The sequence below is a fragment of the Amycolatopsis sp. cmx-11-12 genome (assembly GCF_046269425.1).
GTDB lineage: Bacteria > Actinomycetota > Actinomycetes > Mycobacteriales > Pseudonocardiaceae > Amycolatopsis.
The window spans coordinates 176,999-199,602 of record NZ_JADNQM010000010.1; the positions used below are offsets into that span (position 1 = coordinate 176,999).

Here is a 22,604-nt window from a genome sequence, read left to right on the forward strand (position 1 = left end):
GACAGTGCTGGTCGTGGACGTGTCCGCATTCGGCGACCGGCGGCGCACGAACCTGCACCAGCTCGCGGTGCGACGCGGTCTGTACGGCGTCCTGGATCGGGCGTTCAGGGAGGCCGAGGTCCCTTGGACGGACTACGACCACGAGGATCGCGGCGACGGAGTACTCATGATCCTGCCGCCGGAGGTCGCCAAGAGCACACTTGTCGAGACGCTGCCGGCACCGCTCGTCCTCGCGTTGCAGGAGCACAACGCCGGGCACCCGACCGAGGAGCACATCCGGCTGCGACTCGCGCTCCACGCCGGAGAGATCCATTACGACGACCACGGAGTGGTGGGCCACGCGGTGAACCTCGCGTTCCGGCTCCTCGACGCGCCCTCTTTCAAGGCCGCGCACGCCAGGTCCGGCGGGCTGCTGAGCGTGATCACGTCGGCGTGGTTCTTCGACGAGGTGGTCTGGCACAGCGCGACGGCCGCACGTCACACTTACCACCGGATTCACGTCACCGCCAAGGAAACCGACACCACTGCCTGGATCCGGCTTGTGGACGGAGAACTCGCGCTCGTGGACGAGCCACCGCCGGTGTCACCTCGACCGGCTCCCCATCAGCTCCCAGTGAGCACCCGGCAGTTCGTGGGGCGCGACGCCGAACTCACGCGGCTGACCGAACTGCTCACGCCGCGGCGGCCCGGGACGGGGGCTGTCATCGCCGCGATCGACGGCACCGCCGGTATCGGGAAGACCGCACTGACGCTGGCATGGGCGCATCAGGTGCGCGACCGGTTCCCGGACGGCGAACTACACGTCAACCTCCGCGGATTCGATGAGCAGGATCCCTTGGACCCCGACCAGGTACTGGACAGTTTCCTCCAGACGCTCGGGGTGCATCCGCAGGCGATCCCGGCCGGGCACGACGCCAAATCCGCGCTCTACCGCAGCATGCTGGCCGAGCGCCGTATGCTCGTGGTCCTCGACAACGCGCGATCGAGCGATCACGTGCGCCCCCTTCTGCCCGCGAGCCCGGTCTGCCTCGTCGTGGTCACGAGCCGGAACCGGTTGGACAGTCTGGTGGTCCGGGAAGGCGCCCACCGAATCGCGCTCGACGTCCTGTCCGACGCGGGTGCGCTCGCGTTGATCTCCGAGCGAGTCGGCCGAGCGCGCCTTGAAGAAGATCCCGAGTCCACCGCGGAGCTGGTGCGTCTGTGCGCGCATTTGCCGCTGGCGCTCAGCGTGGCCTCCGCGCGTGCGGCGAATCAGCCGGCTCTGCCTCTGCGAGACCTACTCGGGGAACTGCGCGACGAGCGCCGTCGGTTGGACGCGCTGGACCTCGGGGAGCCGGATCTGAACCTGCGGGCGGTCTTCTCCTGGTCGTATTCAGTGCTGCCACCCGCGGCCGCTCGTCTGTTCCGCCTGCTCGGCCTGCACCCTGGCGCCGACATCGGGCTCGCCGCCTGCCGGGCGCTGGCCGACGACGGTGCCCAGGCCGCGCTCCGCAAACTGACCAGCGCCCATCTGGTGTTGGAATTCCGGCCAGGCCGGTTTCGCCTGCACGACTTGCTGCGCGCCTATGCCGCGGAGCTGGCCGCGACCGATCCGGAGCGGACGGCCGCCACGGCCCGGCTCGTGGGGCACTATCTGCATACCGCGCTCCATGCCGAACGGCAGATCCTGCCGCATCGCTACGGTCGCGACGCGCTCATCGGGGGACGTGCGCTCGGCCAAACCGAAGTCGCCGACGCCATGGGCTGGTTCACCGACGAGCACCCCACTCTCCTGACACTCGTCGGATTCGCCGCCGACCACGGGCTGCCTGGGCACGCCTGGCGGCTGGCTTGGGCGTGCACCACTTTCCTTCGCCGCACAGGGCGCTGGTCCGAACGTGCCGCCGTTCATCGCGCCGCCCTGGCGGCGGCGGTCCAGGCGGACGACCGGCTCGGCGAGGCCACGAGCCGCCGCAACCTGGCGACCGCGATCGCACGCCTCGGCGAGATCGACGAAGCCATCCAGCTGCTGAGGAGGTCCGCAGAGCTGTACGAGGAGCTCGGCGATGAGGTCGGTGAGATCAAAAACCACTTGGCCTGTATGAGGGTGCTCAGCGCTCAGGGTGATCACATCGAAGCGCTGAAGCACGCGGAAAGGGCGTGGAGTCTGGTCCAGGACCGCCCTGATCGGCTCGGACACGCTGACGCCTTGGCGGCGTTGGCCGAACAGCTTTCCGCTCTGCATCGCAACGATGAGGCACGCCGGCTCGGCACTCGGGCATTCGACCTGTACACCGCGATCGGGCACCTCGAGGGACAGGCCTACGTCCTGCTCGTACTGGGCGACGTCGAACGTGCTCTGGGCCGTCCCGTCCAGGCTATCGAGCACTACCAGTATTCCCAGTCGCTCGACCGGCGACTCGGCGACCGGTATTGGATCGCCGTCTCGGCGGAAAAGCTCGCTGAGGTGTATCCAGACGACCGGGATCGCGCGAGCGCGCTACGCGAGGCGCTCGCGACGTACCGGGAGATCCGGCATCCAGCCGCCGAACGCGTCGCGGTCCGGCTCACGGCCCTTGTGGCTTCGACCGGCGTTGCGCAGGCACCGGCAGGCGAGACACCAGCGTACTGACCGTCGCGCTCCATCTGAACCGGACGGCGAGACGGCGCTGCATCTCTCGCGCGTAGTCGAACGCGCCGGTCAGGTTGTCCATCTTGCGCTCCACGGCGTTCCGCCACGTACGGATGTCCTGCTCCAGATCGTCCATCACCGGGACGATCATCGGCTCGGCGAACTCGGGGCAGTTGTCGCGCAGCATCTGCGCGAGACCGCTACGGCTGCTGATGAGCACCGGGGTGCCCAGCCCTATCGCTTCCAGCGCCGCGAGGCCGAACCCCTCGGCCCGTGACGGCATGAGGAACAGTGCCGCGTGGCCGAGGTCCTGTGCGATGGCGGCGGGGGCCGCGTCGTACTCGCGCACGTCGATCCGGTCGCGGGCGATCCCGAACCGGGTGACGAGTTCGTCTTTGAGCGAGTCGCACCGTTCGCCGTGTGCCCCGCGAATCCGCAGCTCCGGGGGCGGTCGGTGATAGGGGTACCGCATTCCGGCGACGGCGCTGGCCGCGATGTCCAGGCCCTTGGGCTCGATGTACTCGGTGCGGCACACCATCAGCACGATCGAGTTGGACGGCGGGCTACGGCGCAGCCAGCGCGGGTCGTCGGGAATGTCGATGCCGGGGTCGAGCTGCAGCACGTCCCTGCTGCCCAGGATCGCCTCCGCACGGTTGCGCAGCAACGGCCCCACCGCGGCGACGACGGCGGCATCGGCGGCGATCTCCCGCATCCGCCGCTCACGATCGGAGGTCCGCCTGGCTCGGTCGGGATGGGGTTTGTAGGACTCGTTCTGAGCGGGAGACGTATGCATGACGTGCACCAGAGCCGCGGTCGGGACGTAGTACTTGGAGTACGCCCAGGCCACCGAGCCGCTGACGATGTCGTGTCCGATCACCACGTCCGGACACCAGGCGACCACCTCCGGCGAAGGTACGAACAGTCTCGGCCCATCGGGAGTGGCAGGCGCGGTGAACAGCCGGACGTCGTGTTCCTCCGCGTCCGCGGACTCGATCGCGGACGCGGCCTCGACCAGACACGCGGTCCGGTAGCCCTCTGCCGCGAACGTGATCGCCAAGCGCCTGTTGAACTGGGAGATCCCTCCGCGTTTCGGTGACCACTCGTCACTGATCAGCAGGATGGACGGGGGCTCGGCGCGCGCCCAACCGTTGGTTCGGAATGACGTGCTCGGCATCGGCTCCCCCTGCCCCGTCCCCTGGTGTCAGATGTCGTATTCGCGTCGGTACTTGTCGAGGATCGATGGAGTTTGGCCACGCATCCGTTCCCTGGCGCGGTCGCGGGCGATCTGAGCCACCTCTGCCGGTCCGTAGCCCAGCCAGCGCAGGGTGTTGAGCGCGATGCTGATCACGTCCGTCACTTCGCGCGCGGCCGCTCGAGAGTCGTTGTTGCCGAGGTGTTCGCGCATTTCGTCGAACTGAATCTCCACTGCGCGGGGGAAGTGCTCGAACGCTTTGCCGCGTATCTCGTCGTCTACCTCATTCCAGGCGTTCCAGAAGTCCTGGAATGGACCCAGATCCTCGGCCATCATCGTCACCCTTCGGTTCTCCTCTTCGTCAACCGGCAACGATTGCTCGCAACGCGGCCAGATCGTGCAAGACGATCCGCCGCCTCCCGGTGGTGACCAGCCCCCGCTCACGCAACTTCCGCAGCTCGATCGCCACCCCGTCACGGGATGCGCCGATCCGGGCGGCGAGGTCCTGTTGTGACAGCGTCGATTCGATGACCCAGCCCGCTTCGGTGTCTTCACCCACCTCGGTCGCCAGCTCCAGGAGCCACCGCGCCAGCCGGCTGCGGACGTCCAGTCTGGCCAGCATCAGCCGCTCCTCCAACTGACGGCGGCGCCGGACGGCCGCCCGGTACATCGCAGGCCAGAGGTCTTGCTGGCTGACGAACCGCAGCAGTTCGTCCGCGCGGAGGATCAAACCGGAAACCGCTGTGATCGTGCTGACCGTGGCCGAGCGCGACTCGGCCATCAACACGCCCTCCTCGCCCATTACCTCGTCCGCCCCTCGGATCGCGAAGATGATCTCCGCGCCATCCGCACCTTGGCGAGTCACCTTCACATTGCCGGACTGGATGATCAGCACCGAGAGGGACGGTTCGCCCTCCCAGAAGATCGTGTGCTCGGGCGGATAGGCCACCTCGTCAGCAAGACCTTCCAGCTCAGCGCGCTGACGTGCGCTGAGGAAGTCAGTCAGGTGAAGAGATGTGTTCTGAGACATGGGACTGAGTGTATTACTCTACACATCAACGTGGGTTAATCCGATCGAATGATTAGAGCCAGGCATGTTCGTACGCTGACTGGCCCTCACCGGACCATGTCTCAATGCACCTTCCGATGCTGCCTGGGACTACCGATCGCCCGCGCCGGACCCCTTGCCTGCCATGAAAGCGCGATACTAGCGACCGGCCGCGGCGGCGAGGACGGCTTGAGCCGTGGCGCGGGCGTGCAGGGCGTGGTCGGGGTCCCGGGGGGCCAGCTGGAACTGCAGTACCCGGAAACCCTCGCCGGGCGTGGGCTGACGCTGGTGCCCAGCTATTTCTGTTCGAGAGACCGGTCACCCTGATCGACCCCGAGCTGCCACCGGTGCTGATCTACCCCGCCACGGCCGGCCAGGACACCCCGCCGCCGATCGACGATGCGTCGCGCTGGCTTGTCCCGTTGCTCGGCCGGACCCGCGCCGACTGCCTGGCCTTCTTGACCACGCCGCACACCACCACCGCGTTGACCACCCACGTCCGCACCTCGATCGGCACAGCCAGCAAACAGGCCACCGTGCTGCGAGAAGCCGGGCTGATCAGCAGCGAGCGGCGGGGAAGCCATAGTGACCGTTGCCGCGTATCGGGCCGTCGACCGGAACCCTGCTTCTACCGGGCGAGACCAAGGAAGGCATCCAGTTCGGCCCGGATGGGTGCGGTGGCGGGTCCCCGCCTCGTGACGGCGATCGCGGCGGCGGCGTTCGCCCGGCGAGCGGCCTCGAGCAGGCTCGTCCCGGCGATCAGTTCGGCGGCGAGGACGCCACAGTGCGCATCCCCCGCACCGTTGGTGTCCACGGCGTCCACCGCGAATCCGGGCACGGACACGACGCGTTCTCCGACGACCACCCGGCATCCGGCGGGGCCATCCCTGACGACGAGCGTCTCCACTCGACCACTTTCCAGATCCATGGCTTTCGCTTCCCTGGCGTTACAGCTGAGAATGTCCACATGCGACAGAACGGCCGCGAGCACCTGGCCGGGAACGTCACCGGCGAGCGGGCCTGGGTCGAACAGGACGGTCGCGTCGCCGATCCTGGGTAACCAGTCCAGCAGGGCTTCCGCGTTCGGCGCGTGCAGCAGGCTGTATCCGGTGAGGTAGACGACGTCCTGGCCGGTGGGGGCGATGCCGTCGAGCAGGCCTCGCGACAGCCGCCCTTCGGCTCCGGCGCCGGTGATGAAGCTGCGTTCACCGTCATCCTCCACGAGGGCGACGACGATCCCGGTGTCCCCTTCGCCCATCGGTTCGTGCGCGAGGACGATGCCCTCGGCGGCCATCGCCGACCGGGCGAGGTCGGCGAAGTTCGCGGTGCCGTGTGTCCCGGCGTAAAGCACCGGGGCACCCGCCCTGGCGGCAGCGGCCATCACGTTGAAGCCCCCACCAGGCACGAAGTCCACTGTGGACGCCATCACGTCCCCGCCCGGCACGGGCAGGTTCGGCACCCGCATCACGAGGTCCACCACGACCTGCCCGGTGTGGATCAAACGTCCGCTCATCGCAGTGGACCTTTCTGTTCAGCGGGCCGGGGCCGGAAGGTGGAGGCGTCCATCGTGGACTTCGGCGATCTGGTCGGCGGCGGTGAGGTGGGTGCGGTCATGGGTGACCAGGATGGTGGCCGTGGCCTGCTGATGGGTGAGCCGGGTGATGAGGTCGACGACCGCGGCGCCGCGGTCGTGGTCGAGGGCGCTGGTGGGTTCGTCGATCAGGAGGATGGTGGGGTCGTTCATCAGGGCACGGGCGATGTTGACGCGTTGGCGCTGACCGCCGGAGAGCTGGTGCGGCCGCCGGTCCGCCTCGGCGGTGAGACCGACGGCCGCCAGGAGTTCGCGGGCCCTGCCACGGGACTTGCCCGGTGATCGGCCGTCGATCTGGGCCATGACCTGGAGCTGTTCGGTCGCGGTGAGGGCGGACAACAGGTTGGGCTGCTGGAAGACGATCCCGATCTTGTGACGGCGCAGGTCGGTGAGCTCACCCCGGGTCAGCCCCGTGGTGGTGATGCCGTCGATGGTGAGGGTTCCGGTGTCGGGGGTGATGAGGGTGGCGGCGACGGCCAGCAGACTGGACTTGCCGGAGCCCGAGGGGCCGACCACCGCGGTCATGCTTCCGCGTGGGACCTCCAGGGTGACGTGGTCGAGGGCGGTGAGACGGGAGTCGCCATCGGGGTAGGTGAGGGTGATGTCGGCGAGGTAGAGGCTCATCGGGCGCTCCCCAATGCGGTCAGCGGGTCGACGGAAGTGATGCGGCGGATGGACAATGCGGCCCCGAGCGCGCCGAGCAGGATCATCACGAGAGCCGGGACGAGAACGGTGGCGGGGGTGAGTTCGAAGGGCACCGCGGATCCGGTGATGGCGGCGCCTAGGCCGGCCGCGAGACCGGTTCCGACGAGAGTGCCGCCGACGAGCAGGACGACGGCCTGGCCGAGCGCGTCCTTCAGCAGGCCTGCCGTGGTGGCACCCAGTGCTTTGAGGACGGCTATGTCGCCGCTGCGCTGGATGGTCCACACGGTGAAGAAGGCGCCGATGACCAGTGCGGAGATCGCGAACAGGAAGCCACGCATCAACTGCAGGGAGCCGTTTTCGGAGGTGTAGGAGCCGATCGCGGACAACGAGTCGTCCTTGGACACCGTCCTGGTGCCGGCTGCCTGGTCAATGGCCGCGATATCGGCGCCGGAGGTCGTCAGCGCGATCACGGTCGCGGCCTGCCCGCCGTCGCCGCTGGGGGGCGCGATGGTGCGCCAGAGGTCGAGGCTGGTCCAGACGACCGGGGTGTGGCTGAAGGAGGCGTCTCCTGCCACGGCGGTCACGGTCACTTGCCGTCCGGCCAGGGTGATGGTGTCGCCGGGCCCGGCTCCCAAGTCGTCTGCGGCCGCGGTGGAGAGTACCGCCGAGTTCCCGGCGACTTCGCCGGTGCCGGGCAGGAGAACCGATCCGGGCTGGACGCCGAAAGCGGAGACGCCGGTGCTCCTGGTGCCGGAAACGGCCTTGGTGGTGGTGATCCCCAGCGGTTCAGCGCTGGTGACACCGGGAGTGGCGGCCCACTGCCGCCACTGCTGTTCCGTGACGGTGGAGTTGGCATACGAGAGATCCTGGCCGCCGTCGGGTGCGGCGAAGGCGATCTTGTCGGCGGGCAGGCCGGTGATCGCGGAGATGTTCTGCTTGCCGAGCCCGGCGGTCAACCCGGACAGCAGGCCGACCAGCAGGGTGATCAGCACGACGACGGCACCCATCAGCGCGAAGCGCCCTTTGGCGAATTTCAGGTCTCTCCAGGCGACGAACACGGCCTCGGTTTGTCCTTTCCAGCGAGCGGAGTCGGTATGCCTCCACTTTCGCCGCCCGGTCCGACCAGGACATCTGGCTGGGGACAGCACTTCGCGAGCCGGAAGGAGGCGCGCCGGTTCCACCTTTCGATAGAGGTGAATCCGGAGCCTGCTCCGTAACCTGGAACGCACTGTGAACATCACCGCTCCCACCTTGACCCCGACCAGCCGGGTACTGACCTGGTGTCTGCACCTGCTGCTCATCGCCCTGCTCGCCCTGGCCGCGGGGCGAGCCGTCGCCGGTGGCCTGCCCCAGGCCGGACCGGTCGTCGCGGTGGCTGCGCTCTGCGCGCTGGTGTACTCGATCGGCCCGCTCCTCCCCCGCGTCCGCACCTCCCGCCGCGTCGCCGCGTGGTGGCTGGCCGCCGTGTGCGCGGCGTGGCTGGCGCTGGTGGTGCTGACCGCGGACGGGGTCTGGGTCGCGTTCCCGCTGTACTTCCTCCAGCTCCATCTGCTCTCGCGCCGGACGGGCGCGGCGGCGGTGGCCGCCACCGCGCTGACCGCGATCGTCGCCTTCGCCGCGCACCAAGGCGTCTTCAATCCCGCCGCCGTGATCGGCCCCGCGCTCGGTGCGGCCGTCGCCGTGGCCGTCGTGTGGGGATATCAGGCCCTCTACCAGGAGAGCGAACAACGGCGACGGCTGATCGGGGAACTCACCGCGACCCGCGCCGACCTCGCCGAGGCCCAGCACACCGCCGGGGTGCTGGCCGAACGGGAACGTCTGGCTCGCGAAATCCACGACACCCTCGCACAGGGACTCTCCAGCATCCAGCTGTTGTTGCGCGCCGCCGAACGCGTCCCCGGCAACGGGGACCGTTACGTCACCCAGGCCCGCCAGGCCGCCGCGGACAACCTCGCCGAAGCCCGCCGCTTCGTCGCCGCCCTCACCCCGCCCGCCCTGGACGACACCACCTTGGCCGGAGCGCTGGAGCGCCTGTGCACCACCACCAGCACCAGCCACCCGATCGCCGCGCGCTTCCACCTTTCCGGCGATCCGGTGCCGCTGCCGACCGCGTATGAGGTCGCCTTGCTCCGCATCGCCCAAGCCGCCCTCGCGAACACCGTCCGCCACGCCGACGCCGCCACCGCCGAGATCACCCTGAGCTACCTCGATGGCCGCATCGCACTCGACATCGTCGACGACGGCACGGGTTTCGACCTTGACCAGCTGCCGACCGCGGATCCCGAGAATGGCGGCTTCGGACTGGCCGCCATGCGCGGCCGCACCCAGGCACTGGGCGGCACCTTCACCCTCGAATCCACTCCTGCCCACGGCACCGCGCTGGCCGCCCGGTTGCCCCTGCCCGAGGCGAGCCCTTGACCGAAACAGCCATCCGCCTTCTCCTGGCGGACGACCATCCCCTGGTGCGGGTCGGACTTCGCGCCCTGCTGGAGGCCGAACCCGGCCTCATCGTGATCGCGGAGGCCGCGACCGCCGAGGACGCCGTGACCCGTGCCGCCGCGGGCGACATCGACGTCGTGCTGATGGACCTGCGGTTCGGCCCCGGGATGACCGGCGCCGAAGCCACCGCCGCGATCACCGCCCGCCCCGGCGCCCCGCGCGTCCTGATCGTCACGACCTACGACACCGACGCCGACACCCTCCCCGCCATCGAAGCGGGCGCCACCGGCTACCTCCTCAAAGACGCCCTGCCGGAAGAGCTGGCCGCCGCCGTGCGCGCCGCCGCCGCCGGACGCACGACACTGGCCCCCACCGTCGCCGACCGGCTCATGAACCGGATGCGCGCCCCCGACACCGCCCCGACCCGGCGCGAGATCGAAGTCCTCGCGCTGGTCGCCGACGGCCTCTCCAACCGAGCCATCGCCACCCGGCTCCACCTCACCGAAGGCACCGTGAAATCCCATCTGGCCCGCATCTACACCAAACTCGCCGTCGACTCGCGCACCGCGGCCGTCGCCGCCGCGACCGACCTGGGTCTCATCCGCCGCTAGCGCGGAGTGTCATGACGTTCGCTCGCCGCCGCCACGGGAGGCGCGCACGACCAACGTCGGCCCGCTCCGCGGGATCGGCCAACCGTGCCAGCGCCCTCTCGTCGAGGGCGCGGGCGAGCGGGACACCGAGCGGGTCGCGCACGCCCGGGCGGAAGTCCGCCGTCTGCTCGAAACCGCCTAACGGATCAGGCCCGCGGCACGCAGATCGGTCCAGACCTGCGCGGGTACCTCGACCGCGAAGGATTCCACGTTGCGCCGTGTCTCCTCGGCGGACCGCATCCCCACCGCGATACCGGCGACAGCCGGGTGCTGCAACGGGAAGGCCATCGCCACCTGCGGAAGTGTCACGCCGTGCGACTCGCATACGTCGGCGATCTTGTTGGCGCGCTCCAGAACTTCCGGCGTCACGGCCTCGTAGTCGAAGTACGCTCCCTCGCGCGGCCGTGGCACCGCGAGCAACCCGGAGTTGAAGATCGACGCCGCGATCACCGAGACGCCGCGTTCCGTACACGCGGGCAGGAATGTGTCGAGTGCGCTGTGATCGAGCAGCGTGTAGCGGCCGGACTGCATGACCACGTCGACATCCGCTTCCCGCACCAAAGTGGTCAGCATGGCCGTGTCGTACATGCCCGCGCCGATCGCGCCGACGACGCCTTCCGACCGCAGTTCCGCCAGGGCCGGGTAGCCATCGCGCAACGCGTCGTCGAAGAACTCCTCGGCGTCGTGCAGGTACAGCACGTCGATCCGGTCCAGGCCGAGCCGCTCCAGCGAATCCTCGACACTGCGCCGAATCCCGTCCCGTGTGAAGTCACGGACCCGGTAATGCGTCGCGGGGACATGGAAACCGGCCGGATCCAGCTTCCCGTCCGCGTCCTGCGGCACCAGCAGCCTGCCGACTTTCGTCGACAGGACGTACGAATCACGCGGCCGCTGTCGCAGGAATTCGCCGATCCGGCGCTCGGAATGCCCGATGCCGTAGTGCGGAGACGTGTCGTAGTACCGGATCCCGCCGTCCCAGGCCGCGGCCAGTGCCCCCGCCGCGGTCTCGTCGTCCAGCGGTGCGAACAGTCCGCCGAGCGGCCCGCCGCCGAACCCCAGCCGTGTCACTTCGACGGTGGTGCGCCCGAGTCGGTTCGTCTTCATCCCAGCTCCCCCTGATCAGCTCGCGGCCGACGGTGTCATATCCGCAGCCCACCGGTCGAGGAGATATTCAGCGCCAGTCGGCGCAGGAGACGACCTCGAATCCCCGGCTGGGGAAGACGGCGTCGACGAAGAAGTCGTGGATCGACTGATCACCGTCCGCGCAACCGTCGCGCAGCACGGTCACCCGGTAGCCGCGGTCCGCCGCGTCGTAGGCGGTCGCGGCCACCATCGCGCTGGTCGCGACTCCGGCGATCGCGATGGTGTCGACGCCCTGGGCTCGGAGCACCAGGTCGAGATCCGTGCCGGCGAACGCGCTGGCACGGCGTTTCAGCACGACGACATCCTCGTCGGCGACCGGCAGAGCGATCTCGGTTCCGGCCGAGCCCTCGTGGAAGGTGTCCCCTGCCTCGTGGAACATCTTGAACATCGGGTTCCCCGGCGGCAGGTCCGCCCCGTTGCCCCGGAGCGCGAAGTGTACGAACACGACGAGCGCACCGGCCGCGCGGGCACGCGGCAGCAGCTCCTCGATCGGCTGCAGAACCCTTCTGGCGAACGGATAGTCGCCCGTGATGCCTCGCTGGAGGTCACCGATGATCAACGCGGTGGTCATGACGGGAAGCTATCCAATCGGCGGCGTAGCTGGCTAGCCTCCGCGAGTGAGGATCAAGAGTGTGCTGCTCGCCGCGCTGGTGGCCGTCGGCATCGTGGTTCCCCCTCCCTCGCTCGCCGGACCTATGCGGACGCTGACCGGGCGTCCGGCTACAGCGTCGACGCGACGGGCAACCGGTTCAAGCTGAGGGGTCTTTCGTCGCATTTGATGTCCCCAATGTCGCATTGGAGACTGTGAGCGTCTCCAATGCGACATTGGGGACTGTGACCGCGAGTGTTACGCCACCTTCGGCGAGCCTGAAGGAGGTCAAGCGACGAAGACGCAGAACGGATGCCCCGCCGGATCCGCGTAGACGCGCAGCGGTTCGTCCGGGTGGTCGCTGCGGTCGAGCAGGAGCCGCCCGCCGAACTCGAGGACGCGTTCGTGCTGCGCGTCGAGATCCTCGACCGTGTCCACGGTCAGGTCCAGGTGCAATTGCTGAGGTATCGGGGTGGGATCCGGCCAGCTCGCTTCGGGTAGCCGATCGACCTGCTGGAAGGCCAGCTGTACCCCGCCGTCCGGGTTTCTCAGTACCAGCCAGTCTTTGTCATGCCCGGTTTCGACGCCGGGCCGAAGCAGTTCGTCACCCGGGCGGTAGTCCCACACCAGCAGACGCCGGTAGAACTCCGCCAGGGCGCGGGCATCGGTGCAGTCCAGCACCACCTGACGAAACGTCGGACCCATCTTCCGCTCAACCAAGCCGATCTCCTCTGAAGTCCGCGGCCGTACGCTGATCGAGAACGCTGAGAACTTGTTCGCACCAGCGGATGTTCTCCGTTTCGAACGCGATCCCTCTGACAAGTGTCAGGTAGGGGCCGACGCGGGGCGCGACGGCGAGGAACTCCGCCTCGGCCGACTCGCCGAGGAGGCGGTCCCGGAGGCGTTCGAATCGTTTGAGTTTCGTTTCGGCGGTGGCCATCCTGTCGGCGACAGCGCGCCGGATCGCTTCGTCGTCACCTGCGTCGATCGCCTGGAGCTGAACCAGTAGTTCGTCGCGGATCGCGGTCGGTTTCGGGGCTCGCGTGGTGAAGTCGGCAAGCTCGGCCGCACCGGCGTCGGTCAGGGAGAAGAGCCGCTTGTTCGGACGGCGCAGCTGTTCGACGACCCGTGCCGTGACCAGGCCCTGCGACTCCATCTTGTCCAGCTCCCGGTAGAGCTGCTGAGGCGTCGCTGTCCAGAAGTTGGCGACCGACGCGTTAAAGCTCTTCGCTAGGTCGTAGCCCGAGGACTCGCCCTCCAGAAGCATCGCGAGGATCGCGTTCCGCAGCGCCATGACGCGATCGTAGTCACTCTGTGGATTAGTCGCAAAGTTGATTAGACACTGCCGCGACCATCACCTACGCTCGCGGCAGCTACTCAACTAGTTGACTACGGGAGATCGCCATGCCCACGTTCCGTCAGGCCGTCGAAGCGAAGGACGCAGCCGCGATCGAGGCGATGCTCGCCGACGACGTGGTCTTCACCAGCCCGGTGGCGTTCAAGCCCTATCAGGGCAAGGCGATCACCGCGGCGATCCTGCGCGGGGTCCTGCGTGTGTTCGAGGACTTCCGCTACGTCCGCGAGATCCAGGACGGCGTGCACCACGTGTACGAGTTCGAAGCGACGGTCGACGGGCTCCAGATCAACGGATGCGACCTCCTGACCTTCGACGCCGACGGCAAGATCGTCGACTTCAAGGTGATGGTCCGGCCGTTGCGCGCGGCGGAGGCGCTCGCGGCGCGTATGGGTGCCCAGTTCGAGGCCATCAAGGCCGACGCGCTCGGCTGACATCGGCTGGATACCGTGGATCACCATGACCACCCGTGTGTCCCGCTCAGCGCCGTCCGGTGGCGGATTCGTGCGATCGATCCGGCTGGCGACGGGCTCGGACACCGGCCGCTACCCGTTCACCCTGCCCGTGGTGCGACGGCTGGCCCGCTCCGCCGGACTTGCCCTCGACCTTGGCTTGACGTTTCTGGTCGGCGACAACGGCACCGGGAAATCGACGCTGGTCGAGGCGATCGCGGTGGCGGCGGGTTTCAACCCGGAAGGCGGGTCGCAGTCGTTCCGCTTCGCCACGCGCGCCACCGAGTCCAGCCTGGGTGATCAGCTGGTGCTGCGCTGGGGTGTCCGCAAGCCGCGTACTGGTTTCTTCCTGCGCGCCGAGTCCTATTACAACGTCGCGTCGGAGATCGAGCGCCTCGATCAGGACCCCGGGTCGCCGCCGCTACTGCCTGCCTACGGCGGGATCTCACCCCACGAACGTTCCCACGGGCAGTCCTTTCTGGACCTCGTCACACACCGCTTCGGACCGGGCGGGCTGTATTTGCTGGACGAGCCGGAAGCGGCGCTGTCCCCGCGCGGGTGCATGGCGCTGGTGGCGAGGATCGCCGAGTTGCGTGAGCAGGGCTGCCAGTTCGTGGTGGCGACGCACTCCCCGATCCTGCTCGCCGTGCCGGACGCGCGGATCTTGCAGATCGACGGCGACGGCGAGATCGAGCAGGTGGGGTACGACGAGGCCGAGCCGGTCGTCCTGACCCGGGGATTTCTCGCCCAGCCGGACCACTACCTGCGCCACCTGCTCACCGACGAGTGACCGGCGGGTGGCGCCTGCTCACCGGCCGGCTTCCTGCCGTCGCACCATTTCGGCGATCCAGACGGGCGCGAACGGCGACGTGCAGTTCGGCGGGGTCGGGTAGTCCTTGAGCACCTCCAGGCGCTCGCCGATGTCGATCGCCCGGGCGCGGTGCTCGTCGTGTTCGATCCCGATCTGCGCCAGGCAGTGGTTCATCGCCCATTGCAGGCGATCCGGGGCGTCCCTCATCTCTTTCTCTACGACGTCGAGCAGCCGGGTGAGGTCGAGGCCCTCGGGTTTCTTCGCCACACGTTCGGTGGTCAACGCCCAGCCGGCACTCGCGACCACCGGATCCGGATCGGCCGACCAGGCCACGCGTAGATCCTCGGCGTGCGGGCTCTTCTTCACCACGTAGTTGACGAGCCAGTCGTGGACCTTCGGGGTGCGCGCCTCGCGCACCATGCGGTCCAGGTCGTCCCGTTCGAAGGCCTTCGGACGGCAGATCAAGAGCGCGAGCAGCTTCGCCGCGGTGTCGTCCGTCTCCCAGAGCTCGAGCGCGAGCTCCTGCCGCGTCTTCAGCCGCTTCGCGATCGCGCGGAGCTTGCCGAGATTCACGCCGTGATCGTCACCGTGCTTCTCGTTCACCTCGCGTGCCCTCGGATCATCGAGGGCCGCCAGCTCGGCCAGCACCTCGGCCACCGTCGTCCCGGCCACGTCGTCCTCCCGTCCCCCGCCCGTGGGGTCCACCCTAAGGTCGGTCACGACAAGCGGGCCGGACCTCGCTCATCCGGCAGGTCGGGCCGCGGGACTGCTACGGTTGTCCCGTCGCGGTTCAGACACCAGCCGCCGGGTCCCTTCTTCCTGGTCCGGCATGCCCAAACAGGGCACCAGCCGGTCCTCCCCCGTACCGGCAAGGAGTCACCTTTTGACCGACTATCGCGCCCCCGCCTCCGATCCGCCCCGTTCCCCCCGGAGATTCGTGTCCCCTCTCGACGTCTCGGTCACCGCTTCCGGCACCGACACGGTGGTCACTGTTTCCGGCGAGATCGATCTCGCCGTCTCCGACGGCCTGCGGCGGACGCTGGAGGACGAGCTCCGGTTCACCCCCGTGGCGTTGATCGCGGACCTTTCCGCGGTCACCTTCTGCGACTCCTCGGGCTTCACGGCCCTCGTCCAGATCAGGGCGAAGGCCGAAGAAGCGAGTGTCCCGTTCATCCTGGTCACCCAGGAACGGGCGCTGCTACGCCCGATGTCACTCCTCGGCCTCGACGCCGTCTTCAACGTGCATCCGACGCTCGACTCGGCACGGGACGCGCTCAGCCGCTGACCCGGTCGGCTGTCATGATGGGTGGTTGTGACGGGTGACAAGGATCCAGGGTTCCGCATCGGCGGCCGCCCGCTGGTGGAACGGCTGACCGAAGTCCTGCCGTCGCTCGCGAAGGCGGTCCTCGCCGAGATCGTGTCCCGGATCCCCGAGTACGGCCACCTGCCCGCCGAAGAACTCAGCGGCGACATCACGCACGTGATCGAGCAGAACCTGCGTTCGTTCATCGACACCCTGCGTACCGGGGCGACACCCGCCCAGGAGGAACTCGACTTCCTCCGCGAGTCGGCCGCCCGCCGCGCGGAAGAGGGCATCCCGATCGACATCGTGCTCACCGCGTATCACATCGGCATCCAGGTGGTCTGGGCGTCGCTGGCACCGGACGCGCGCCCGGAAGAGGTGGCGGACGTCCTGGCCGTCAACGCGCTCACCCTGCGTTACCTCGAAGTCGTCACTCCCGCCGTCGGCGCCGGGTACCTCGACGAGCGCCGGACGATGTTCGACGACGAGCGGTCGGCGCGGCACGCGGTGCTGTCCGCCCTGCTCGACGGCGAACCCGCCGACGTGGCCGCGGGACAGGCCGGCCTGCGGCTGCCGCCGTGCTACATCGTCCTCGCCGCGACGGTCGGGGCGCATCCGGACGAGGAGGCCAGCGGCGTCGACCCGCTGGTCGCCGGACGCCGGAAACTCCGGCGGCTGCGGGTCGAACTGGAGCGCCAGATCCGCGGCACGGTCCTGACCTCGCTCACGCCCGAGGGCGGCGTCGCCTTGCTGCCGCACGAAACCCCGGCGGGCGAACTGTCCACACGCGACTGGGCACGGCTGGAGCGGGTCCTCGCCGACGTCGCCCGCACGGCGGGCGCGGAGGTCATCGCCGGGGTCGCGGCGGCCGGACCGGCCGGTGTTCCCGCCGCGGCGAAGCTGGCGCAGGACGTGCTCGCGGTCGCCACCGGATCCAGGCGGCCGCCGGGGTTGTACCGGCTCGACGACGTCTTGCTCGAGTACCAGCTGTCCCGCCCCGGGCCTGCCCTCGACCGGCTGGCCACCCGGCTGGAACCGTTGGACGGCAACGAAGAACTCCTCCAGACACTGGAGACCTTCCTGCGCCGTGGCGGGCGGCGGCAGACCGCCGCCGCCCTGCACGTCCATCCCAACACCGTCGACTACCGGCTGCGCCGGATCGCCGACCTCACCGGGCTGGACCCCACCCGGCTCGAACACATCGCCCTGCTGAGCGCGGCGCTCGCGGCACGCTCGGCGACCGGCCGGGGATGATCGGGGTCAGCGCGCCGCCTTCGCGATCGCGGCACCGAACACCGCCATCCCCGACGCGTTCGGATGCAATGGGGCCGCGGCGTGCGCGGGAATCAGGCCTTCGAGGTAGCGATCACGCGGGGCGGCGCAGATGTCGTGCCCGACGGTGAGCGGAGCGAAGTCGACGAACGTCGCGCCGCGGGCCTCGGCCTGCTTCCGGGCGGTGGAGCTGATCAGGTTCATCACGCTCTGCAGGTAGTTCGCGTCCCGCGCCCAGACCGGCTGCACGGGATAGCAGCCGTTGTGCCGGATGTAGGTGCCGTATCCGGTCACGAGGATCTTCGCGTGCGGTGACCTGGCTCGGATCTCGTCGAGCGCGGCGCCGAATTTCGGAGCCCACGCCCGGATCGAGTCGCCGAGGGGATCCTTGCCGCCCGCGGTGAGCCGGTCCGCGCACGAGAAGCCCGCCGGTTCCGGCAGCAGGTTGATACAACTGATCGCCTGCTGGAACAGGCCGGAGTCGTTGGCGCCCATGGTGATCGACACCAGACCCGTCGACGGCTTGAGTACGTCGAGTTGCGGCGCGAGGATGCCGAACCGCCGGTTCGTGAGATCGGCCGTCACCGCGCCCGAACACGAAACGTCGGTCAGTTTCGCGCCGAGCGCCGCCGCGGCGATCGCCGGGTAGTCGCGATCCGACCGCAGGCACAGCAGGTTGGGATCCTGATTCGGGATCAGCGGCCCCGCGGCGGCGGAATCGCCGAGCGCGACGTACTCCAGCTGACCCGCCTGCGCCGGTATCGCCGCCGCCGTCACCGCCACTCCGGCGGCCAGCGCCACCAGCCCTGCCTTGACCCGCTTGCCCAGCGCCATCCCAGCCTCCAACGTCGTTGTTGTTACCGCCCGGTAATGCGTCTTCACATCTTGCGGTCGGATCGACGGGACGGGCGTGGGGAATTTCCCAGACTTACTCCAGGCGCGGTTGTGACATGTCACCACAAGAGGGAGGCTTGAAGATCATGGGAAACGGGTATCACCAGCATGTCGGAGGTGATGATCGGTGTCCCCTGAACAGACCGGAAGCGGTCCCGTGGTGACCGGATTCGACGGCTCCCCGGAGGCTCGCCGCGCCGTCCGCTGGGCGGCGGCCGAGGCGAAGACCCGAGGGCGCGGCCTGGTGCTCGCGTATTGCACCAGGGATCGCTTGCCACCGCCCGGTGCCGACCCTGTCGCCGCACCACTCGCCGGAATGGTCCCGGAGGCCGCCGACGACGCGGACGCCGTGGAACCGGCGCGACGGCAACTGGACTCCATGGCCGAAGCGTTGCGACGCACCGACCCGGAGCTCGACGTCCGGACCGTCGTGCAAGGCGGTACCCCGGACGAGGTCCTGAAGTCGGTCGCCGACGAGACGGACGCGGTGATGATCGTGCTGGGCGAATCCCATACCGGAGTGTTCACCCGTGCCGTGACCGGCTCGACCGAAGCGGAGGTCACCCAGCACGCGGGCCGCCCGGTGGTCGTCGTCCGCGGGGAAGAACCCCCTCAGGACGGGCCGGTGATCCTCGGGACCGACGGCACGGAGCAGAGCACCCAAGCGGCCGGGTTCGCGTTCGATTTCGCGGCGAGGCACGGCCTGACCGTGCACGCGGTCCACGCCGCGCGAATTCCCGTCTGGGGGCCGGCGAGTGAACCGCTGCTCGGCGGCCCGGTGCTGGATCCGGCGCCGCCGCTCCCCCAGGACGTCGTCGACGAGCTCGTCGATCGACAGCTGCAGCCTTGGCGGGAGCGCTATCCGGAGGTGCCTGTCGAGATCGTGCACGGCGTCGGACCGACTTCGCAGGCGCTGACCGTGCAGTCCAGCGAAGCGGCATTGCTGGTCCTCGGCCGGAGTGACCACGGCGGCCTTCGACGCCTGCTTCTGGGCTCGGTCAGTGACGACGCGCTCCACCACGCGCATTGCCCGGTCGCGGTGGTCAGGTCGTAGCGGCTCAGCCGTCCAGCGGAGCGGCCATCCCGCCGAGTAGGCGCTGCGAAGCCCGGAGTTCTTGTGCCATCAGCAATCCGGCCGCCCGCGCGCGGGCGAGGTCGTCGGCCAGACGGCGCAGTGCTCCGAGTGTCCGATCGAGATCGGCCGTCGAGTCGGGTTCGCCCTCCCGCACCTGGCGGTTCAGGCGGCGCACGACGGAGGCGGCCTGCGCGGCCAGCAGATACGGCGGTTCCGCCGAGACGGGGTCCATGCCCGGTAATACCCGGAACCGGTATCGGGAAAACAGGTTTGCCGATTCCGCCCCGGGGTAACCCGGCCTCGTGAACGATGACGACCTCACTTTCGGTATCGAAGAGGAATTCTTCGTCGTAGACCGCGAAGGCCATCTCTCCCAGAGCGGCAACACGGTCGTCGATTCCGCCGAAGAGGGCCAAGGCGAACTGCAGCACGAACTCACCCGGACGCAGGTGGAATCCGCGACCGCGATCTGCCGGACGAGCGACGAAGCGTTGGGGCAGTTGAAGGCCCTGCGGACCGAACTCTCCGAAGCGGCGGCTCAACGCGGCTGCCATCTCCTCCCCTGTGGCAGCCCGCTGTTGGTCGAAACCGGTTTCCCGCACTTCACCCCGCATCCCCGCTACCAGCGGATCGCCGAACACTTCGGTGCCACCGCGCGCACCACGATCACCTGCGGCTGCCATATCCACATCGCGATCCCGGACCGGGAGACGGGAGTCCGGCTGATCGCGCGGGTCCGGCGCTGGCTGCCCGCTTTGCTGACGCTCACCGCGAACTCCGCGATCTCCGACGGCGCCGACACCGGCTACAGCAGCTGGCGGTATCAGCAGTGGACCAGATGGCCGTCGGCAGGGCCGCCGCCGGAGTTCACGTCGCTCGACCACTACGAGAGCATCGTGGACGCCTGGCTGCGCGCGGGGGCGATCCTCGACCGCCAAATGGTCTATTGGGACGTAAGGCTTTCCGAAGGCCAGCCGACGGTCGAGTTCCGGTTTTCCGATGTGGCGGCGACGCCGGAGGAGGCGGTGCTGCTCGGCATCCTGATCCGGGGGCTCGTCACCACGATCCTCGACGACGGACCCGCCGCCCCCTTGTCCAACGAGGTGCTGCGCGCCCATCTCTGGCGTGCTTCCCGGGAAGGACTTTCCGGCCGGTGCCCGCATCCGCGTACCGGCGATCTCACGCCCGCGCGCGAGGTGGTCGGCGATGTCGTGGCTTTCGCCGCGGCCGCCCTGGAGACGACCGGCGATCTGGACTTCGTCCGCGACGGCTGTGCCCGGCTGTTCGAGAGCGGGAACGGGGCGGATCGGCAACGGGCCAAGTTCTCGGAGCGGAAATGTCCCGAGGACGTGGTGGAGATGCTCGTCCGCTGAGCTGAGTGGTCTCGGTGACCGGCGTGCCGGCGTCCTTGCTCCGCCGAGGCTGCCCACGCCGGTCCACCTCGCGACCGGTGGACGCACAGCCGCGCTGCACCGGTCGCTGACCTCTGGTTACCCGCTCACACGGCGCTAAACCTGATCGCGCGGAACCGTCCTGTGCCAGTTCCGGGAAAAGACCCTTCGCTCGCCTTCGTAGCCGTCGAGCTGGGCGTCGATGACGAACTCCGTCGGCGTGCACGACACCCGGGTGCGGGTCTCGCTCCTGGCTTCCCAGCCGTCCCGGGCGAACGTCATCGACCACGCCGTTTCCGCCACCGGGGAACAGAAGTCGTCCGCCACCCACGAATAGCGCTCGAACACGTTCCTGGTGACGTCGAGCGCGATGTCCTCGAACCGGACCTTGCCCGCGTTCTTCACGATCTCGAGCGCGGACCGGTAGTCGATCAGGTCGCGAGACACCGTCCAGCGCTGCTCGCCGGGTTCGATCTGGGTGGCGGACAAGGGTTCCGTGCCTTCGGGCTCGTCGAACGGCCGGGCGGGCACCTCGTCCGCCTCCGCCATCGGGCGCACCGGCAGGGTGACCGTGCTCTGTCCGGTGTGGACGGTCACCATCGCCGGTTCCGGCGGTGGCCACGCCAGCGGCCAGTACGACGACGAGATCGACAAGCGGATCCGGTGCCCGGCGGGGAAGGCCTGCGCGACGGCGTTGAGTTCGACGCGCACCCGGTACGGCTTACCCGGTTCCAGCGGCTCCGGATCGTCGTGCCCGTCCCGGTGGGTCAGGTTCAGCAGCCCGTAGGTCACCCGCGTGGCCCTGCCGTCTGGGGCGACGTCGGACAACCGGACGGCGACCTGCGCCACCGGCTTGTCCGCCGAAACCTCCAGATCCACCACCGGCGAACCGAGGATCTCGCACGGCTCGGTGAGTTCGTCGGTGTCGAAGACGAGCGATCCGCCGTCCTCCTCCCGCTGGTCGTACGGCAGGTCGGGCGGTGCGCTGTAGGAAGCCCACTTGCCCGCGAACTGGCCGACCGAAAGCGGCGACTCCACCGACAGCCGTTCTTCCCTGACCTCCTCGTCCGGCCTGGCGATCCGGTGCCTCGCGAGCCGGTGCACCGAAGGGTGGACGTGCGGCGACGGCCAGGACGGCTCGCCGACCCAGCGGCCGGGCCGGTCCTCGTACGACGTCGACGGCGGCACGCTGTCCTGCATCCACGTCCGCAGCATCGGCCCGTCCATGACACCGTTCTCGGCGTCCTTCAGCCAGTGGTCCCACCAGCGGACCAGCTCTTGCAGGTACCCGATGGCCGGGCCGGGCTGCCCCAGATGCGGATACCTGTGCGACCACGGCCCGATCAGCCCGCGGCGCGGCACGTCGAGATGGGCCAGGAGCCGGGAGACGGCGTTCGAGTAGCCGTCCGCCCATCCGCTGGAGGCGAGCACGGGCACCTGGACGTCGCTGTAGTTCTCGCAGACCGACGCGTGCCGCCAGTAGTCGTCGCGGCGTTGGTGCCCCAGCCATTCGCCGATCCAGAGACCGCAGTTCTCCAGCCGTTCGAACCATCGGTCGCGCCACTGCTCGCCCGCCAGCGCCGGGTCGGGCGGCAACGTGGCGTAGGCGAACATCGTGGACGCCTCGGCGACGTTGTCCGAAAGCAGGCAGCCGCCCATGTAGTGCATGTCGTCGGCGTACCGGTCGTCGGTGAACGACGAGATCGCGATCGCGGTCAGGCTCGGCGGTTTGCGCGCGGCCACCTGCAAGGCGGCGAACCCGCCCCAGGAGAGCCCCATCATGCCCGTGCGGCCGGTGCACCACGGCTGCGCCGCGATCCACTCGAGCACCTCTTCCGCGTCCTGCTGCTCTCGTTCCAGGTACTCGTCCGCCAGCACGCCCTCCGACTCCCCCGAGCCGCGGATGTCCACGCGGACACAGGCGTAGCCGTGCCCCGCGAGGTAAGGGTGGTGCACGGAGTCCCGCACCGAGGTGAGGTCACGGTGCCGGTACGGGATGTACTCCAGGATCGCCGGGACCGGCGTGTCGTCCGAAGCGACCGGCCGCCAGATCCTGGCCGACAGCCGGACGCCGTCGGAGACCGGGATCCAGACGTGGTCGGACTCCGTGATCTCGTACGGCAGCGAAGCCACCGTCCGCATGG

The 22,604-nt window shown here is 69.0% G+C and carries 24 protein-coding genes; 9 read left to right on the top strand and 15 right to left on the bottom strand.

All coding sequences use genetic code 11. From position 1 onward, the window contains the following. Positions 1-13: 13 nt before the first annotated feature. Positions 14-2,611: an ATP-binding protein gene (locus tag ACLARN_RS16540; RefSeq protein WP_409492286.1), complete on the top strand. Its 2,598-nt coding sequence runs from the start codon at positions 14-16 to the stop codon at positions 2,609-2,611. On the opposite strand, the gene ACLARN_RS16545 is transcribed toward ACLARN_RS16540, so the two are convergent. From ACLARN_RS16545 to ACLARN_RS16575, 7 genes are all read right to left on the bottom strand, one after another. Then, positions 2,547-3,785 carry a glycosyltransferase family 4 protein gene (locus tag ACLARN_RS16545; RefSeq protein ID WP_409492287.1) on the bottom strand — a complete coding sequence of 413 codons (1,239 nt, stop codon included), beginning with the start codon at positions 3,783-3,785 and terminating at the stop codon, positions 2,547-2,549. The two genes, ACLARN_RS16540 and ACLARN_RS16545, sit on opposite strands and share 65 nt — an antisense overlap. Before the next feature lie 27 nt (positions 3,786-3,812). After that, positions 3,813-4,145, bottom strand: coding sequence for a hypothetical protein (locus tag ACLARN_RS16550; protein WP_409492288.1), 333 nt, complete (start codon positions 4,143-4,145; stop codon positions 3,813-3,815). Between the two features lie 19 nt (positions 4,146-4,164). Then, on the bottom strand, positions 4,165-4,833 hold the full coding sequence (locus ACLARN_RS16555) for a Crp/Fnr family transcriptional regulator (RefSeq protein ID WP_409492289.1): 669 nt from the start codon (positions 4,831-4,833) through the stop codon (positions 4,165-4,167). Positions 4,834-5,206: 373 nt separating this feature from the next. Further along, a complete protein-coding gene (locus ACLARN_RS16560) occupies positions 5,207-5,377 on the bottom strand; it encodes a hypothetical protein (protein WP_409492290.1) in 171 nt (56 codons plus the stop codon). A gap of 102 nt (positions 5,378-5,479) precedes the next feature. Further along, positions 5,480-6,364 (bottom strand): PfkB family carbohydrate kinase, encoded by an 885-nt coding sequence (locus tag ACLARN_RS16565; protein WP_409492291.1) that lies wholly within the window; start codon positions 6,362-6,364, stop codon positions 5,480-5,482. Positions 6,365-6,382: 18 nt separating this feature from the next. Next, positions 6,383-7,066 carry an ABC transporter ATP-binding protein gene (locus ACLARN_RS16570; protein WP_409492292.1) on the bottom strand — a complete coding sequence of 228 codons (684 nt, stop codon included), beginning with the start codon at positions 7,064-7,066 and terminating at the stop codon, positions 6,383-6,385. Next, positions 7,063-8,145 (bottom strand): ABC transporter permease, encoded by a 1,083-nt coding sequence (locus ACLARN_RS16575; RefSeq protein ID WP_409492293.1) that lies wholly within the window; start codon positions 8,143-8,145, stop codon positions 7,063-7,065. The genes ACLARN_RS16570 and ACLARN_RS16575 overlap by 4 nt, the downstream gene beginning before the upstream one ends. A gap of 172 nt (positions 8,146-8,317) precedes the next feature. Between ACLARN_RS16575 and ACLARN_RS16580 the strand changes: the two genes are divergently transcribed. Both ACLARN_RS16580 and ACLARN_RS16585 read left to right on the top strand, forming a co-directional pair. Beyond that, entirely contained in the window at positions 8,318-9,505 is a 1,188-nt protein-coding gene (locus ACLARN_RS16580; protein WP_409492294.1) for a sensor histidine kinase, read from the top strand. After that, entirely contained in the window at positions 9,502-10,137 is a 636-nt protein-coding gene (locus ACLARN_RS16585; protein ID WP_409492295.1) for a response regulator, read from the top strand. The genes ACLARN_RS16580 and ACLARN_RS16585 overlap by 4 nt, the downstream gene beginning before the upstream one ends. A 177-nt stretch (positions 10,138-10,314) precedes the next feature. On the opposite strand, the gene ACLARN_RS16590 is transcribed toward ACLARN_RS16585, so the two are convergent. From ACLARN_RS16590 to ACLARN_RS16605, 4 genes are all read right to left on the bottom strand, one after another. Beyond that, on the bottom strand, positions 10,315-11,280 hold the full coding sequence (locus ACLARN_RS16590; protein ID WP_409492296.1) for an aldo/keto reductase: 966 nt from the start codon (positions 11,278-11,280) through the stop codon (positions 10,315-10,317). 67 nt (positions 11,281-11,347) lie between these two features. Continuing rightward, positions 11,348-11,890, bottom strand: a complete 543-nt coding sequence (locus tag ACLARN_RS16595) for a cysteine hydrolase family protein (protein WP_409492297.1) — start codon at positions 11,888-11,890, stop codon at positions 11,348-11,350. Positions 11,891-12,196: 306 nt separating this feature from the next. Then, positions 12,197-12,613, bottom strand: a complete 417-nt coding sequence (locus ACLARN_RS16600) for a VOC family protein (protein ID WP_409492406.1) — start codon at positions 12,611-12,613, stop codon at positions 12,197-12,199. 7 nt (positions 12,614-12,620) lie between these two features. Beyond that, positions 12,621-13,202: a PadR family transcriptional regulator gene (locus ACLARN_RS16605; protein ID WP_409492298.1), complete on the bottom strand. Its 582-nt coding sequence runs from the start codon at positions 13,200-13,202 to the stop codon at positions 12,621-12,623. A 110-nt stretch (positions 13,203-13,312) separates the two neighbouring features. Between ACLARN_RS16605 and ACLARN_RS16610 the strand changes: the two genes are divergently transcribed. Both ACLARN_RS16610 and ACLARN_RS16615 read left to right on the top strand, forming a co-directional pair. Further along, positions 13,313-13,696: a nuclear transport factor 2 family protein gene (locus ACLARN_RS16610; RefSeq protein WP_409492299.1), complete on the top strand. Its 384-nt coding sequence runs from the start codon at positions 13,313-13,315 to the stop codon at positions 13,694-13,696. Between the two features lie 25 nt (positions 13,697-13,721). Next, positions 13,722-14,504 (top strand): AAA family ATPase, encoded by a 783-nt coding sequence (locus tag ACLARN_RS16615; RefSeq protein WP_409492300.1) that lies wholly within the window; start codon positions 13,722-13,724, stop codon positions 14,502-14,504. An 18-nt stretch (positions 14,505-14,522) separates the two neighbouring features. Here ACLARN_RS16615 and ACLARN_RS16620 read toward each other — a convergent pair whose 3' ends face one another. Continuing rightward, positions 14,523-15,197 (bottom strand): DNA alkylation repair protein, encoded by a 675-nt coding sequence (locus ACLARN_RS16620; protein WP_409492407.1) that lies wholly within the window; start codon positions 15,195-15,197, stop codon positions 14,523-14,525. A 265-nt stretch (positions 15,198-15,462) separates the two neighbouring features. On the opposite strand from ACLARN_RS16620, the gene ACLARN_RS16625 reads away from it, so the two are divergent. Beyond that, positions 15,463-15,810: an STAS domain-containing protein gene (locus tag ACLARN_RS16625; RefSeq protein WP_409492301.1), complete on the top strand. Its 348-nt coding sequence runs from the start codon at positions 15,463-15,465 to the stop codon at positions 15,808-15,810. 27 nt (positions 15,811-15,837) lie between these two features. Next, positions 15,838-17,082 (top strand): PucR family transcriptional regulator, encoded by a 1,245-nt coding sequence (locus ACLARN_RS16630; RefSeq protein WP_409492302.1) that lies wholly within the window; start codon positions 15,838-15,840, stop codon positions 17,080-17,082. 6 nt (positions 17,083-17,088) lie between these two features. Here ACLARN_RS16630 and ACLARN_RS16635 read toward each other — a convergent pair whose 3' ends face one another. Beyond that, positions 17,089-17,934 carry an SGNH/GDSL hydrolase family protein gene (locus ACLARN_RS16635; RefSeq protein ID WP_409492303.1) on the bottom strand — a complete coding sequence of 282 codons (846 nt, stop codon included), beginning with the start codon at positions 17,932-17,934 and terminating at the stop codon, positions 17,089-17,091. 187 nt (positions 17,935-18,121) lie between these two features. On the opposite strand from ACLARN_RS16635, the gene ACLARN_RS16640 reads away from it, so the two are divergent. Further along, a complete protein-coding gene (locus ACLARN_RS16640; RefSeq protein WP_409492304.1) occupies positions 18,122-19,048 on the top strand; it encodes a universal stress protein in 927 nt (308 codons plus the stop codon). Between the two features lie 4 nt (positions 19,049-19,052). Here ACLARN_RS16640 and ACLARN_RS16645 read toward each other — a convergent pair whose 3' ends face one another. Continuing rightward, positions 19,053-19,301, bottom strand: coding sequence for a hypothetical protein (locus ACLARN_RS16645; protein ID WP_409492305.1), 249 nt, complete (start codon positions 19,299-19,301; stop codon positions 19,053-19,055). A gap of 70 nt (positions 19,302-19,371) precedes the next feature. On the opposite strand from ACLARN_RS16645, the gene ACLARN_RS16650 reads away from it, so the two are divergent. Next, the gene (locus tag ACLARN_RS16650) at positions 19,372-20,442 is read left to right on the top strand and encodes a glutamate--cysteine ligase (RefSeq protein ID WP_409492306.1); all 1,071 of its coding nucleotides are present in this window, start codon (positions 19,372-19,374) and stop codon (positions 20,440-20,442) included. Positions 20,443-20,577: 135 nt separating this feature from the next. Here ACLARN_RS16650 and ACLARN_RS16655 read toward each other — a convergent pair whose 3' ends face one another. Continuing rightward, on the bottom strand, positions 20,578-22,602 hold the full coding sequence (locus ACLARN_RS16655; RefSeq protein WP_409492307.1) for a CocE/NonD family hydrolase: 2,025 nt from the start codon (positions 22,600-22,602) through the stop codon (positions 20,578-20,580). Between the last annotated feature and the right edge of the window lie 2 nt (positions 22,603-22,604).